This window comes from Lentzea sp. NEAU-D7, from assembly GCF_026242055.1.
GTDB lineage: Bacteria > Actinomycetota > Actinomycetes > Mycobacteriales > Pseudonocardiaceae > Lentzea.
In genome coordinates this window covers 78936-93392 of sequence record NZ_JAPJDL010000021.1, presented here as the reverse complement: position 1 = coordinate 93392, position 14457 = coordinate 78936, and the positions used below count along the sequence as shown (strand labels likewise).

15 protein-coding genes are annotated in these 14457 nt (G+C 67.9%); 9 read left to right on the top strand and 6 right to left on the bottom strand.

Annotation, left to right across the window (positions count from 1 at the left end; genetic code table 11):
• Nucleotides 1–38: 38 nt before the first annotated feature.
• Together ORI60_RS34185 and ORI60_RS34180 are read left to right on the top strand one after the other, a co-directional pair.
• Complete coding sequence (locus tag ORI60_RS34185; RefSeq protein WP_266042133.1) at nucleotides 39–2567, top strand: PEP/pyruvate-binding domain-containing protein; 2529 nt, start codon at nucleotides 39–41, stop codon at nucleotides 2565–2567.
• Between the two features lie 10 nt (nucleotides 2568–2577).
• The gene (locus ORI60_RS34180) at nucleotides 2578–3234 is read left to right on the top strand and encodes an EcsC family protein (RefSeq protein ID WP_266042132.1); all 657 of its coding nucleotides are present in this window, start codon (nucleotides 2578–2580) and stop codon (nucleotides 3232–3234) included.
• Here ORI60_RS34180 and ORI60_RS34175 read toward each other — a convergent pair.
• Nucleotides 3231–3989, bottom strand: coding sequence for a DUF4239 domain-containing protein (locus ORI60_RS34175; RefSeq protein ID WP_266042131.1), 759 nt, complete (start codon nucleotides 3987–3989; stop codon nucleotides 3231–3233). The two genes, ORI60_RS34180 and ORI60_RS34175, sit on opposite strands and share 4 nt — an antisense overlap.
• Nucleotides 3990–4304: 315 nt before the next feature.
• On the opposite strand from ORI60_RS34175, the gene ORI60_RS34170 reads away from it, so the two are divergent.
• The 4 genes from ORI60_RS34170 (at nucleotide 4305) to ORI60_RS34155 (ending at nucleotide 7193) form a co-directional block, all read left to right on the top strand.
• Nucleotides 4305–5273: a DUF6923 family protein gene (locus ORI60_RS34170; protein ID WP_266042130.1), complete on the top strand. Its 969-nt coding sequence runs from the start codon at nucleotides 4305–4307 to the stop codon at nucleotides 5271–5273.
• Between the two features lie 209 nt (nucleotides 5274–5482).
• Nucleotides 5483–5650, top strand: coding sequence for a hypothetical protein (locus ORI60_RS34165; RefSeq protein WP_266042129.1), 168 nt, complete (start codon nucleotides 5483–5485; stop codon nucleotides 5648–5650).
• 143 nt (nucleotides 5651–5793) lie between these two features.
• Entirely contained in the window at nucleotides 5794–6222 is a 429-nt protein-coding gene (locus ORI60_RS34160) for a CBS domain-containing protein (protein ID WP_266042128.1), read from the top strand.
• Between the two features lie 29 nt (nucleotides 6223–6251).
• Nucleotides 6252–7193: an MBL fold metallo-hydrolase gene (locus tag ORI60_RS34155; RefSeq protein WP_266042127.1), complete on the top strand. Its 942-nt coding sequence runs from the start codon at nucleotides 6252–6254 to the stop codon at nucleotides 7191–7193.
• Nucleotides 7194–7287: 94 nt separating this feature from the next.
• Here the strand turns inward: ORI60_RS34155 and ORI60_RS34150 are convergent, their stop codons facing one another.
• Both ORI60_RS34150 and ORI60_RS34145 read right to left on the bottom strand, forming a co-directional pair.
• A complete protein-coding gene (locus ORI60_RS34150) occupies nucleotides 7288–7824 on the bottom strand; it encodes an SRPBCC domain-containing protein (RefSeq protein WP_266042126.1) in 537 nt (178 codons plus the stop codon).
• Nucleotides 7817–8164, bottom strand: a complete 348-nt coding sequence (locus tag ORI60_RS34145) for an ArsR/SmtB family transcription factor (protein WP_266042125.1) — start codon at nucleotides 8162–8164, stop codon at nucleotides 7817–7819. The genes ORI60_RS34150 and ORI60_RS34145 overlap by 8 nt, the downstream gene beginning before the upstream one ends.
• Nucleotides 8165–8283: 119 nt before the next feature.
• On the opposite strand from ORI60_RS34145, the gene ORI60_RS34140 reads away from it, so the two are divergent.
• Nucleotides 8284–9249: a DUF3500 domain-containing protein gene (locus tag ORI60_RS34140; RefSeq protein WP_266042124.1), complete on the top strand. Its 966-nt coding sequence runs from the start codon at nucleotides 8284–8286 to the stop codon at nucleotides 9247–9249.
• Entirely contained in the window at nucleotides 9179–9892 is a 714-nt protein-coding gene (locus tag ORI60_RS34135; protein ID WP_266042123.1) for an endonuclease V, read from the top strand. Before ORI60_RS34140 ends, ORI60_RS34135 begins: the two co-directional genes overlap by 71 nt.
• Here the strand turns inward: ORI60_RS34135 and lspA are convergent.
• Both lspA and ORI60_RS34125 read right to left on the bottom strand, forming a co-directional pair.
• Nucleotides 9864–10349 carry a signal peptidase II gene (gene lspA, locus ORI60_RS34130; RefSeq protein ID WP_266042122.1) on the bottom strand — a complete coding sequence of 162 codons (486 nt, stop codon included), beginning with the start codon at nucleotides 10347–10349 and terminating at the stop codon, nucleotides 9864–9866. The genes ORI60_RS34135 and lspA overlap by 29 nt on opposite strands.
• 207 nt (nucleotides 10350–10556) lie before the next feature.
• Complete coding sequence (locus ORI60_RS34125; RefSeq protein ID WP_266042121.1) at nucleotides 10557–11855, bottom strand: 6-phospho-beta-glucosidase; 1299 nt, start codon at nucleotides 11853–11855, stop codon at nucleotides 10557–10559.
• Nucleotides 11856–12144: 289 nt separating this feature from the next.
• On the opposite strand from ORI60_RS34125, the gene ORI60_RS34120 reads away from it, so the two are divergent.
• Complete coding sequence (locus tag ORI60_RS34120; RefSeq protein ID WP_266042120.1) at nucleotides 12145–14169, top strand: helicase; 2025 nt, start codon at nucleotides 12145–12147, stop codon at nucleotides 14167–14169.
• On the opposite strand, the gene cutA is transcribed toward ORI60_RS34120, so the two are convergent.
• Nucleotides 14152–14445, bottom strand: coding sequence for a divalent-cation tolerance protein CutA (cutA, locus tag ORI60_RS34115; RefSeq protein WP_266042203.1), 294 nt, complete (start codon nucleotides 14443–14445; stop codon nucleotides 14152–14154). The two genes, ORI60_RS34120 and cutA, sit on opposite strands and share 18 nt — an antisense overlap.
• Between the last annotated feature and the right edge of the window lie 12 nt (nucleotides 14446–14457).

Genomic DNA, 14457 nt, shown 5'->3' with positions numbered 1-14457 from the left:
GTAACCTCCTCGTCAGGCGGAACCTGGAGGGGGCGGCCATGGCGCTCACCATCGGCTTCAAGTCCATCGACGGCACGATGCTCGCCGAGGTGGGCGGCAAGGCCGCGAACCTGGGTGAGCTCACCAGGGCCGGCCTGCCGGTGCCGCAGGGTTTCTGCGTCACCACCGACGCCTACCGCGCCGTCGCGCGAGCCGACGAGCTCGCGAGCGCCTCTCCGGAGAACGCCCGCAGGACGTTGCTGGAAACCGCTGTGCCGCAGGAGATCCGCGACGCGATCGTCGCCGAGTACCGGGAACTCGGCGACGATCGCGGTCCCGGGGTGCCGGTCGCGGTCCGGTCCAGCGCCACGGCCGAGGACCTGCCGTTCGCGAGCTTCGCGGGCCAGCAGGACACTTTCGTCAACGTCGTCGGCGAGGACGAGGTGGTCGACGCCGTCCGCCGGTGCTGGGCGTCGCTGTGGACGGACCGCGCGGTCAGCTACCGCGACACCCACGGCATCGACCACGCCACGACCTACCTGGCCGTCGTGGTGCAACGGATGGTGCGGTCCGCGGTGTCCGGCGTGATGTTCACGGCGAACCCGGTCACCGGCACACGCGATCAGATCGTCATCGACGCGAGCCCCGGACTCGGCGAGGCCGTGGTGTCCGGTGCCGTCAACCCCGACCACTTCGTCGTCGACGGCGGCGAGATCGTCGAGAAACGGCTGGGAGACAAGAGGGTCGTCATCCGCTCGCTGCCCGGTGGCGGCACCGAGCGCGTCGAGGTCGCAGAGAGTGGAGACCAGTGCCTCACCGACGGGCAGATCCACGGCCTCGCCGTCCTCGGCCGCAAGGTGCAGCGGCACTACGGCTCGCCGCAGGACGTCGAGTGGGCGATCGACGACGACGGCGAACCGCACCTCACGCAGGCGCGGCCGATCACGACGCTGTTCCCGGTGCCGGACAACCCGGACGGCAACGCGCACGTCTACTTCTGCTTCAGCCTCGCGCAGGGGCTCGAACGACCGATCACGCCGATGGGGCGCGCGGCGTTCCGGGAGATCTCCAAGTCCGCCTTCGAGATCGTGATCGGGGACCCGCGAAGCAAGTCCTATGTGGAGAACGGCGAGCGCATCTTCTTCGACGTCACCAAGGTTCTGCAGAGCAAGGTGGGCCGTGAGTTCGTCACGCGCCTGCTCGGCGTGATGGAGGCGCGCTCCTCCGAGGTGCTGCGCGGCCTGTTCGACGACCCGAGGTTCGCGGTCAGGAACTTCTCGCCGACGCCCGCGGTCAAGCGCGTTCTGAGGCTTGCCTGCCGCTTCCGGGTGCCCGTGACGGCGGTGAAGGCGCTGGCGAACCCCGAGAAGGCCGTGCGCGACGCGTTGCTGCTGGAACGTCAGATCCTGGAGAAGTCCGCGACGCTCTCGATCGAGCAGGCGTTGCAGCAGTGCGTCGTGCCGGTGTTGCCCCGCCTCGCGCCCACCGCGCTGATCGGGTTCGCGATGCTCGGACTGGTCGGCAAGGTCGTGAAGACCAGGCCGGGCGAGTTGCAGACCGTGCTGCGCGGCCTGCCGAACAACATCACCACCGAGATGGACCTGGCGATGTGGGACCTCGCACAGGAGATCCGGCATGACCCCGTCGCGCTCAGGCAGTTCCAGAACGGCGAACGCCCGGCCGCCCTCGACCGCTTCCTCGCGCGGTGGGGTCACCGCGCCGTCGCGGAGATCGACCTCGGCCTGCCGCGGTGGTCCGACGACCCGGCGCACGTGATCGGCGTCATCAAGAACTTCCTGCGCCTGGAAGGCGACCAGGGCCACCCCGACGCGGTCTTCGCGCGCGGTGCCGCCGACGCCGAGGCGATGATCGACACCCTTGCCCGCCGTGCCCGGGGCCGGGGCTGGTTCGTGCGCTTCGCGTTGCGCCGCACCAGGTTGCTGGCCGGCCTGCGGGAGTATCCGAAGTACCTGGTCGTCACGTTGTTCGGCGCGCTCCGGAAGCGCGTCGCCGCCATCGGTGCCGAACTCGTCGCGGCCGGTCGGCTGGACGCCGCGGACGACGTGTTCTTCCTGAACTTCGAGGAAATGCGCTCACCGCAGGGAGATCTGCGTCCGACCGTGGCCGCGCGCCGCGAGGTCTACGACCGCGAGATGCGACGCAGGCACATCCCGCGCGTGCTGCTGTCGGACGGCACGGAACCCGAAGCCGTGCACCACGGAGTTCCCGTGGAGGGTGATCTCGTCGGCACGCCGGCGTCGGCGGGCATGGTCACCGGCGTCGCGCGCGTCGTCATGGACCCCGTCGGCGCGCACCTCGAACCGGGCGAGATCCTCGTGGCGCCGTCGACGGACCCGGGGTGGACGCCGTTGTTCCTGACGGCGGGCGGTCTGGTGATGGAGATGGGCGGCGCGAACTCCCACGGCGCGGTCGTGGCGCGGGAGTACGGCATTCCGGCGGTCGTGGGCGTGCGCGAGGCCGTGACGCGGATCAGGACCGGTGAGCGCATCACCGTGGACGGCAGCACGGGCGCGGTGACCACGCCGCAGTCGCCGGTCGAGGTCTCGGAGAGCCGGCCGGACGCGTAATGTCGGGTTCGTGGCTGAGTCCAAGGGTGAGCTGAACAAGGCCCAGCAGGGCATCGCCGACTACCTGCTGCGCGCGGGCGTCGACGGCTTCGGGCCGTTCAAGAGCGCCCGCGAGGCGGCGTCCGACGCGCTCGTCAAGAAGGGCGACGAGACCGACGCGATCAAGCACCTCATTCGCACGCACGTGGCGCTGGCGGGCGCGCAGGGCTTCATCACGAACCTCGGCGGCCTGATCACGCTGCCGATCTCGCTGCCGTCCAACGTCGCCGCCACCTACGTCATCCAGACGCACCTCATCGCGTCCATCGCGTCGGTGCGCGGCCACGACGTGGACAGCGAGGAAGTGCAGATGGCCATCCTGCTGTGCCTTCTCGGCAATGCCGGAACCGAGCTGTTCAAGAAAGTCGGCATCAAGCAGTTCACCAAGAAGGCCGCGTCGGCACTCATCACAAAATACGGTACAAAAAAGCTCGGCACCGTCGCCGCGAAGGGCGTTCCGCTGCTGGGCGGCGTCATCGGCGGTGGCGTCGACGCCGCGTCCACCAGGGCGGTCGGCGCATTCGCGAATCGCTACTTCACCCACACGGACGTGTTGCCGAAGTTCATCGACGGCGAGGTGCTGTCCGTCGAGATCGAGGAAGCGGACGGAACGACCGACCCGCGCTAGCTCAGCCGGTCCAATGCGGAACTGAACGCGTCCGGCGGGATGAGCACACCGCCGCTGAACGGGTTCTGCAGCTGGTGGATCGCGAACAGCAGCAGGACCAGCGTCGAGCTCAGCGTGATCGTGATCAGCAGCTGTGAGGTCAGGGTCGGCCCGCCGAACAGGTACGGGAACAGCAGCGAGAGCCCGGTGCCGATCAGCAGCGCGAGCCACACGACCGGGTTGACCCCGTTGTCCGCCGCGTCCAGCCGCTCCTGCCTGGCCTGGTAGACCTCCCACAGCTGGTTCGCCGCCTCGGCCTTGCGGTCCTCCTGCCAGCCGCCGTCCGGCGCCGCCGTGGAGATCGTGTCCTTGAGCTGGTTCAACGTCGTCCAGCCCTGGTTGCCGACCTCCTCTCCTTCGCGCATGCGGGGCCACTCGTCGTCGACGACGATCGACACGTAGTCGCGGATGAGCTCGTCGACCTTCGTCTTCGCGGGATCCGGCAGCGAGTCCGACGACCAGTTGACGGCGACCAGCGCGTTGGCCTCCTTCTGCACCTGTTCCTCGGCACCGTTGGCCGAGTCGAACAGGGAGATCAGGATGAACGCGGCGAGCACCGCGTGCAGGCCGGCGACGATGCTGAACACCGACCCGCCCGCGCCGAGGTTCTTCTCGCCCACTTCGGCCGAGCCGAACCGGCGGGTGATGACGACGAGAACGGCGGAGATGGCGGCGGCACCGAGAACCCAGAGCGTGCCGCTGAGGTAAATGCTCAATTCGGCTCCTTTCTGGTGTGGGATTAGACCACGGTCTACTGTGACCGGTACAGCACGGTCCGGGTAACGAGTAATGGTCAGGTGGGAATGCGCGGCAACAGCACGAATACCCGGTTGTCGTATTGGGCTACTCCATACCGGTGGCGGCGGGATTCGCTCGCGTTGGGTGCCGTCTCGTCGCTATTGGTGCTTTCCGCGCCGTTCACCAGCGCCGTTGCTCAGGCCGCGCCGCAGAAGTGTGACGCTTATCAAGTGCGTTCATCCAATCGAGGACACTTTTCGATGTTCACGAAAGTGGACGTCTCATCCGGTGGGGTGACAGAAGTTGCTCACCTGGACTACACGGTGAATGCACTGGGGTACTCGCCGGCACTGGGCCGCCTGGTCGGGCTCACGTCCAAGGGCCACCACCGGTGGAAGAACCCGTCGCACGTCGTGCTGATCGACACCAAGGGTGTGGTCAACGACCTCGGACCAGTTGACGCGCACTGGTTCCGCACCGACGACGTGTCGGCGGGCGCGGTCGTCGGCAGCACGTTCTACGTGCGCGACCACGCCCAGTTGCACGCCATCGACATCGACCCGGACAGCCCGTCGTATCTCAAGATCGTGCGCTCCGTGGTGCTGGGCTGGCCCGCCCTGACGCTCGACGACTTCACCGCCGACCCGGCTAGCGGCAAGCTGACCGGGGTGTCGGCCGCGGGCGACGGGCCGGGCGAGGTCGTGTCGTTCGACCCGGCGACCGGCCGGGTGCTGAGCAGAACGGAGATCACCGGGCTGCCCGGCAGGTCCACGTACGGCGCCGTGCTGATCGACTCGGCCGGCACCGTCTACGCCATCAACAACGGTTACAAGGGCCGCAGCCGCGTCTACCGCGTCACGGGCACCACGGCCGAGGAACTCTCGACCGGCCCGCAGATGGGCATGATCGACGCGGCGGGCTGCCTGCCGAACCCGATGCCGCCGCGCGTCGAACCGCCGGCACCCCGCCCCGACGTGCCGCCGCCCCCGGCACCGCCCGCTCCTCCCGCACCGATCCCGGCTCCGGCTCCAGCACCCGCGCCGGTCGTGCCACCACCTCCGGCGACCACAGCCCCGCCGCCCCCCGTTCCGCCGCGGCAACCGGTGCCGGTGCGTGCCGCGCGCCAGAAACCCGAGCCCCGCAAGGAACTTGCGCTCGACCCGGAGACCACACCGATGACGAAGTCCCGCAAGTGGGCGATGGTGACCGTCATCCTCGTGATGCTCGGCGCCGGCGCGGCCGCCGCTCGGGTCCGGGGTTAGAGCCCGGTTTTAATTCGGTTGGCACAAGGCGGCGGCAGCACTAGCGTTGCGGACATGCTCTTCATCTGATGAAGCCCCGCAGCGCTCTAGGTGCTGCCCTCGCGACCTCGTCGTCGCGCTCGCCTCCGGTGACCCATGCGCGGGTCCATCTCTCACGGCCGTCGTTTCGCCGTGCCCTTTGCACGCCCTCTTCGCGAGGAGGCTTTCGCATGCCTGACACCACCCAACCCCAGCCCGAGCCGGGCAACCGCGCTGCGCGACGTGCGCAGAAGCGGGGCAAGCAGGACCAGAACACGCACTTCCAGCTGCCGCAGCAGCGTGTGCCGATGGTCCATCCGCGCCAGTTCGCGGCCCGTCGCCGCGGAGGATCCGCGTAGCCGACGCCGAACGAGGCGCGACACCGCGGGGGACGTGGCCGAACGGCTACGTCCCCTGCTCTCTTCGTGGGCTTGATCTCCCGTTCTGTCCGGATCCGATCTAGCCTGAGTTGCTACCGGACCGACAGGATCGGAGGCGCCAGGTGAGGATCGCTGACGTTTTGCGGACCAAGGGATCGGCGGTCGCGACAATCGACCCGGACGTCCCGGTGTCCGAACTGCTCAGAGCGCTCGCCGAACACAACATCGGCGCGATCGTCGTCGTCGGCTCGTCCGGCGTGGCGGGGATCGTGTCGGAGCGCGACGTGGTGCGCCGGCTGCACGAGGTCGGCGCGGACCTGCTGTCCTCTCCCGTGTCGGCGATCATGACCGCCGACGTCTTCACCTGTTCGCCGTCGGACACGGTGGACAGCCTCACGGTCGTGATGACCGAGCGGCGCTTCCGCCACGTGCCCGTGCTGTCCGACGGGCAACTGGTCGGGATCGTCAGCATCGGCGACGTGGTGAAGAGCCGGATCGGCCAGCTCGAACAGTCGCAGGACCAGTTGCAGGCCTACATCGCCCAAGGCTGACCGGATGCCTCCTCAGTACGCTGGATCGGGTGAAACCTTCTCCTGACCGGCCCGAACTCCTCCCAGAACTGGTGGAGGTCGCACCAGGGGTCCACGCCTACATCCAGCCCGACGGGTCCTGGATGATCAACAACACCGGCGTCGTCCTCGGCTCGGACGACACACTGCTGCTCGTGGACACCACGTCCACCGAGGCACGCAACCGCGCGTTGCTCGCCTCGGTGGCGTCGGTGTCCTCAGCCGCACCCAGCTATGTGATCAACACCCACCACCACGGCGACCACACCTTCGGCAACTGGCTAGTGCCGCCCTCAACCGTGATCGTCGGCCACGAGGCATGCCGCGAAGAGGTGCTCGCCGCCGGCCTGCTCGCCGCGCAGGTGCTGACGGGCCCGGACTACGGCCACATCGAGGTCCGCCCGCCGTCGCTCACCTACAGCACCTCGCTGACGCTGCACCTGGGCACCCGCGTGGTCGAACTGCACCACCCCGGCACAGCGCACACCCGCGGCGACACCGTCGCGTGGCTCCCGGCCGAGCGCGTCCTGTTCACCGGGGACCTGGTCTTCGCGGGCGGCCAGCCGTTCCTCGCCGAGGGCAGCATCCAGGGCTACCTCTCAGCACTCGAGTTTCTGCGCGCGTTCAACGCCGACGTGATCGTCCCCGGTCACGGTCCGCTACTGCGAGGACCCGAAATCGCCCGCGTGCTCGACGACCTGGTCGCCTACACGAACTACCTCTCGGAGCTGGCCACGTCCGGCCACGCCGCCGGCAAGACCCCGATGGACGTCGTGAGAGAGGTGGGAGAGTCGCGCTTCTCGTCGTGGCAGGAGTCCGAACGCCTCGTCGGCAACCTCCACCGCGCCTACCACGAACTCGACGGCAAGCCGCTCTCCGAGCGCCTCGAACTGCCTCGCGTGTGGATGGACATGATGGAACTCCACGGCGGCCCCATCGCCTGCCACGCGTAACTCATCCGCCCAACACCACCTCTGAACTGCAGCTTAGCAATGACTCGTTTGCCGTCGACATCAAACGAGTCATTGCTAAACCAGGTTTCATGTTCTAGACGGCGCGGTCGATGCCGGGCGGTTCGGGAACGTTCGCGGCCTTCGTGCTCGACGGCATCGCCCACATGAAGGCGCGCATCATCGCGTACTGGAACCTCAGGCCGGTGCCGACATCGCCGGACTCCACGACCTGCTTGAGCGCGGCGAGAATGCCCTTCCACGTCGTGTCGACCTTGTCGAGCCGCTTGGCTCCCTCAGGCCAGCCGGAGTTGCGCAGCGTCACACGTGTGCCGCCGTCAACCTCTTCGAGTTCCCACGAGACAACGGTCCACGGATCGTCACGCATGGTGAGCCTCTGGGTGTGAGAGAGCAGCCGGGGCGGGTCGACCTCGACCACGCGGCCGACGACGAAGACGCGCTTACCATCGGTCGACCGGTAGTACAGCGGCGCGCCCGGTTCGAGCGCGGAGTCGAGAACCGCGTCCATCATGGCGCGCTGCTTGCCGTCGAGTTTGGTGATCTCCGCCCACACCTTCTCGATGGGCGCGGCGATCACGATGCTGTGCACCAGCTCGGTGCTCGGTTCAGCCAACGTCCTCATCCTCCTGTTCGGCGCCTTCGACCGTGAGCTTCAAGCCGACCAGCGCCGCTGCCCAGTTCTCCTCGTAGTGCGAGACCCACCGCTGGTGGATCTGCTGGATGGGCACGGGATTCAGGTGGTTGACCCGCTTCCGGCCCCGCGGCTCCACGAGCACCAGGTCGGCTTCGCGGAGCACACCGAGGTGCTGCATGACGACGTGCCGGCTGGTCTCCAACGTCTCGACCAGTTCGCCCGTGGTGCGAGGCCCCGTGCGCAGAACGTCGAGAATCGCGCGCCTCAGGGGATTCGCGAGGGCGCGCCAGACGGCGTCGTCATCATGTGGCAACTTCATTACGTAAGCTTTCTAACACCTATCGGCAGGAGTGTCGAGCGTGGGAACGGCGCCATCGGCCGCGTGGCCAGCGCCCGTTCCCCGCTGCTCCGCGACCTCAAGGCCTATAAGTTCGAATCATGCTGCACGACGTCGCCGACGCCACGCGCCAATACATCAGTTTGCTGGCCGCTGACCAGCGCGAACACGCGATTCGGGCGGTCACCGACGACGACCTGAGGCACCGCTGGGCGTACACGCCAGGTACACGTCCAGGCCTCGCACTAGGCGAGCTTCAGCGAGACCAGCGCAAGGCGGTGCACAGCATGCTCGCGACCGTGCTCAGCCCACACGCCTACGCGCAGGCCGCAGCCGTGATGGCGTTGGAGGACGTGCTCGACCACCGCGAAGGCGGGCACCGCGATCGACACAACGGCGACTTCTGGACGGTCCTCTTCGGCACGCCCGGCGGTGACGACCCCTGGGGTTGGAGGGTCGAAGGGCACCATCTGTCGGTGAACGTCGTCGTCGCCGACGGCCGCGTGTCGGCGACACCGTTCTTCCTAGGCGCGAACCCGGCCCGCGTCACCTACCGCGGCCGCGTCGTAGGCCAGCCACTGCGGTTGGAAGAAGAACTCGCCCGCGAGCTCCTCGACCGCATGGGCCCGACCGCCCGCCGCCTGGCCGTCGTCTCGGACGCCGCGCCGGATGACATCCGCAGCGGCAACTCGCCCCGCATCAGCCCGTCCGAACCAATCGGCGTGACGCCGGCCCAGCTCGGCAAACCCGCTGCGGAGCTGCTCGTCGACATCGTTCGGTTCTACCTCGACCGGCTCTGCTACGAACTGGCCGATGAGGAGTTCGCCCAGCTCGACCCGGAGCGCCTGCACTTCTCGTGGGAAGGCTCGCTACGCCGAGGCGAAGGCCACTACTACCGCATCCAGGGCCCAAACCTGCTGATCGAGTACGACAACACTGCCAACGAGGCCAACCACGTTCACACGGTCTGGCGTCGCCATTCAGGTGACTTCGGCGATGACCTCCTCGCCGCCCACTACAACGAGTCACGGCACACTGTCGTCCGTGGAGTGGCCCAGAACGGTTGACGACGCTGTCGCAACGCAAGAACGCCTGCGCACCCAGGTGATCACCACAAGTGCCCCTGACCTGCACATAGACACCGTCGCAGGCCTGGACGTCGGCTACCGTAGCAATGACTCGGTTGTCGGCGTTTGCGTGGTGTTCGATGCAAAGACGCTGGCCGTCCTTGACGAGGTGGTCGTCGAGGACACGACGGACTTCCCCTACATCGCCGGGCTCTTCGCGTTCCGCGAGATGCCAGTCCTGCTGAAGGCGCTCGATCAGGTGACCGTCGCGCCCGACCTGTTGGTCGCGGACGGTCAGGGCCTCGCGCACCCGCGCCGGTTCGGCCTGGCGTGCCATCTCGGTGTGCACACGGGCATCCCGAGCATCGGTGTCGCGAAGAACCCGATGGGCAGCTTCGACCAGCCCGGTCACACCCGCGGGTCGATGAGCGACCTCGTCATGGACGGCGACAGCGGCGACGAGGTCGTCGGCAGGGCCCTGCGCACGCAGGACGGTGTGAAGCCCGTCTTCGTGTCGATCGGCCACAAGATCGACTTGGACCGGGCGTGCGCCGAGGTGTTGCGTCTGGCCCCGCGCTACCGGCTGCCCGAAACGACCCGCCGCGCCGACACGCTCACGCGGCAGGTTGCTTCGTCGGGGTGAAGCTCAGCAGTACGAGCAGGATCGCGCCGCAGACCAGCGCGATGTCCGCGACGTTGCCGACGAACCAGCCGTTGTAGTCGATGAAGTCGACCACATGGCCGCGCGCGAAGCCCGGCGGCCGGAACAGCCGGTCGAGCAGGTGCGTCGTCGCGCCACCCAGCATCAGCGCGAGCGCGGCCGCCCGCAGCCTCGTCTGTGGCTGCATGCCGTACCGCGCGAGCAGCACGACGGCGACGGCCGCGACGATGGTGAAGATCCACGTCGACCCCGCGCCGATCGAGAACGCGGCACCGGGGTTGTAGAGGAGCCGGAACTGCAGGAACTCCCCGAGCACGGGGATGGGCGCGCGGCCGGTCAGCGCGCTCTCGGCCCAGAACTTCGTGGCCTGGTCCAGCAGCAGCACGAGCACGGCAATGCCCACGACGAGCGGCACGCGGCGAGAGGTGGTGGTGTCCATTTGCAGACGAGCGTAGTTAAGAACACCACCACTCGGCATCAGACCCTCGTCACTCCTTGAACGCGTCGACGTCGTCAACGTCGATCGCCGCCCGAAACGCGTCGTCCGGCGTCCCTGATCGGTGCGCTCCACGAACAGGTACGAGATGCTCACCGAGCTGCTGCGGCCGGCGAGCCCATCGAACCACACCTCCGTCGGGCCACAGCTTCAGAACGAAGCGCCGAAGACGCCGGACAGGAGCGGATGCGTGTCGACGATCTTGCGGGCGATGTTCACGGAGTCAACGAGCGGATGTAGCGCCAACGCCTTCACCGCGTGTGCGCGCTCGCCGCTGATGGCGGCCTTGATGGTGGCGCGTTCGACGACCTTGAGCGAGGTGACCAGTCCGACGCCCTCGTCCGGCACCTGGCTGACCGAGACGGGCCGCGCGCCGTTCGCGTCGACGAGGCTCGGGACCTCGATGATGGCGTCCGCGTCGAGACACGTCAGCGTCGTCCTGTTGGGCACGTTGAGGATCAAGGTGGCCCGGTTGTCGGACGCGATGGCGTGCATCAGGTCGAGGGCGACCCGCTCGTAGCCTCCGCCGTCGAGGTCGTCGCTGTCGCGTTCGTCGTCGCGGGTCTCGGCCATGTAGGTCTGCTCGCGTTCGAGGCGGGTCCGCTCCCAGCTCTCCCACGAAGGAGCCGCGTAGAACTGCTTCTGCTGTTCCAGGAGGAACGCCCCGCGTGATGCACCGGCCTCCACCGCCTCACGCGTGAAGTAGTAGTAGTGCAGGTACTCGTTCGGAATGGCGCCCAACGTCCGCAACCACTCCGAGCCGAACAGCTTGCCCTCCTCGAACGACTCGAGCCGCTCCGTGTCCGCGAGCAGTTCCGGCAGCACGTCCCGCCCGTGCACGTGGACACCGCGCAGCCAGCCGAGGTGGTTGAGGCCGGCGTAGTCGAGCCACGCGTCTGCGAGATCGGCGCCGACCGCCCGCGCGACCCGCTTGCCGAGCCCGACGGGGGAGTCGCAGATGCCGATGACTCGGTTGCCGAGGTGCGCCGCCATCGCCTCGGTGACCATGCCGGCGGGGTTCGTGAAGTTGATGACCCATGCGTCCGGTGCGTGCACTGATATGCGGCGTGCGATGTCGAGTGCGACGGGCACGGTGCGCAGACCGTAGGCGACCCCGCCCGCACCGACCGTCTCCTGCCCGAGCACACCGCAGCCCGCCGCGACGCTCTCATCCGCCGCGCGTCCGTCGAGCCCGCCGACGCGGATCGCGGAGAACACGAAGTCCGCCCCGCGCAACGCCTCGTCGAGGTCGGTCGAGGCCGTCACGGTCGGCGCATCCGACACGTCAGCCGCGAGTTCGGCGAGCACGCCTCCGATCGCGGAGAGCCGGGCGGGGTCGAGATCGTGCAGCACTACCTCGGTCACGCGACCGGGCGAGCGATCGGCCAGCAACGCGCGATAGACGAGTGGCACGCGGAAGCCACCCCCGCCCAGGATGACCAGCTTCATGCCTTCACCACACCCATTCCAGCCTCTTCCGCAGTGGTGGCCGCTTCGCTGAATCCTACATTTTCAGGTGCGGTCGACGACGAATTACCGGATGTTGGCAGGCCCGCTGCCAGCAGATCGGTGCAGAGCACATGATCGCTCGTTGGCCCTGGTGAACAGGCCTGATCGGCTTCATTGCGGGCTCTCGCAAAGGGTGCCGCGCACGACTGAAGTGTGATACAAAGAATGGCTTGGGGATTCCGGAATTAGTTTTCCGGGAAGATAGCAATATTGTATCACAGGGGGCAAGGTGTTGGCGAGCGAACAGGCACGAATCACCTCTCTGTATGAAAGGCTCGACAAAGAACGGAACAAAGCGGCGGCCGACCTCGCGGCCGCGCTGCGGGACACCGCCACCCCGCGGCTGGACCGCGAGGCCCTGGTCGAGCTGCTGACCAGGCAGTTGGGGAAGTACCGCGCGGCGGAGGCCGGCCTGTGCTTCGGGCGCATCGACTCGGAGAAGGGCGACTGCGCCTACATCGGACGGGTCGGGCTGTTCGACGACGACTTCGAACCGCTGCTGCTGGACTGGCGCGCGCCTGCGGCCCGTCCGTTCTACACGGCGACCGCCGCGAACCCGGAGGGTGTCGTACTGCGGCGGCACTTCCGTGTTCGTGACCGGGAACTGTGCGATTTCCACGACGACGAACTGCTGACCGACACGACCGCGTTGCTCGACGCCCTCAACGCGCCGCGGACCGCGACGATGCGCGACATCGTCTCGACCATCCAGGCCGAGCAGGACGAGATCATCCGCTACTCGGGCCCTGGTGTGCTGGTGATCGAGGGTGGTCCCGGCACGGGCAAGACCGCGGTGGCCCTGCACCGGGTGGCATACCTGCTGTATACGCGCCGTGAACGACTGTCGCGCCACGGAGTGTTGATCGTCGGCCCCAACACCGGCTTTCTCCGCTACGTCGGCGACGTTCTGCCGTCGCTGGGGGAGACCGACGTCGTGTTCGCGACGCCGGGCGAGTTGTATCCCGGCATCGCGACCGACGTCGAGGACACCCCGGCGTTGCAACGGCTGAAGGGCGACACATCAGTTCTGGATCTCCTGGCCGTCGCGGTGGCCGACCGGCAGGAACTGCCCGACCAGCCCATCGAGATCGAGCTGGAGGACGTCGTCGTCCCGCTCGACGCGCACGTCGCCGCCGTCGCGCGGGAGAAGACGCGGTACTACGAACTGCCGCACAACGCCGCGCGCAAGTACTTCTTCCTAGCGCTCGCCGAGGAGCTCGTCGCGCCGGCGATGCGGCTGATCGGTGTCGACTGGCCGGAGATCGAGGAGGACGTCCGCCACGAACTCCGGCACAGCACCGCGTTGCGCGAGGCCGTGGACAGGCTGTGGCCGCTGCTCACACCGGAACAGTTGCTCGCCGACCTGTACAGGAGCCGCTGTTTCCGGATCGGCGCACCGGAGTTGCACCGGCCTGACGCCGAAGCCTGGACGGTGTCCGACGTGCCGTTGCTGGACGAGCTCGCCGATTTGCTCGGGTCTGACGGAGCCGCGGAACGCGCGGCGCGGCGGGAAGAGGAGGAACAGCTCGAATACGCGCAGGGCGTCATGGACGTCCTGTCGATCGACCAGCGCGCGGACTCCGAGGAGTACATCGTCTCGGACTTTGTCAACGCCGAAGTGCTGGCCGCCCGGCACGAGGTCCGCGACCAGCGCACTCTCGCCGAACGAGCCGCCGAAGACCGCACGTGGACCTATGGTCACGTCGTCGTGGACGAGGCACAGGAGCTGTCCGCAATGGACTGGCGTGTGCTCCTGCGCAGATGCCCGACCAGGTCCATGACCGTCGTAGGCGACCTGGCCCAGCGCCAGGCGGCGGGCGGCGTCCGGAGCTGGGGATCGGTGTTCGACCGGTTCACCTATCGCAGGCTGGAGGTCAACTACCGCACCCCCGGCGAGATCATGGCCGCCGCCACCCCGGTCCTGAAGCTCGTCGACCCCGACGCGTCGGCACCGGTGTCGGTGCGCAAGGCCGGAGTACGCCCATGGGCTCGTCGCGTGACTGATCTGTCGGCGGCTGTACGCGACGAACTCGACGCGCACGCTGACACGTGCAACGAACGCACGATCGCTGTCATCGGCGAAGGCTGGATGCCGCCGCGGGCGGCGAAAGGGCTGGAGTTCGACGTCGTGCTCGTCGTCGAACCGCAACGCATGTCGCCCAGCGAGCTGTACGTGGCGCTGACGAGGGCGACGCAGCGGCTTGGCGTCCTGCACACCGAGCCGTTGCCACGTCATCTAAGAGGTCTCCTCTGAGACCCACGTGAGGTACTCGTCGTTGCCCCCGGTCACGGGGGTGACGACGACCTCCGGCACGTCGTAGGTGTGGTTCGCCTTGATGTGCGCGACGAGTTCGTCGACGCGGAGGGCAGACGTTTTCACGACGCACTGCCATTCCGCGTCGACGCGCACTTCGCCGTCCCACCGGTAGACGCTGCGGATCGGCACGATCTGCACGCACGCGCCAAGCCGCGCCTCGACGATGCCTCTGGCCAGAGACTCCGCGGCCTCGGCGGAGTCGACCGTCGTCATCACCACGTTCAC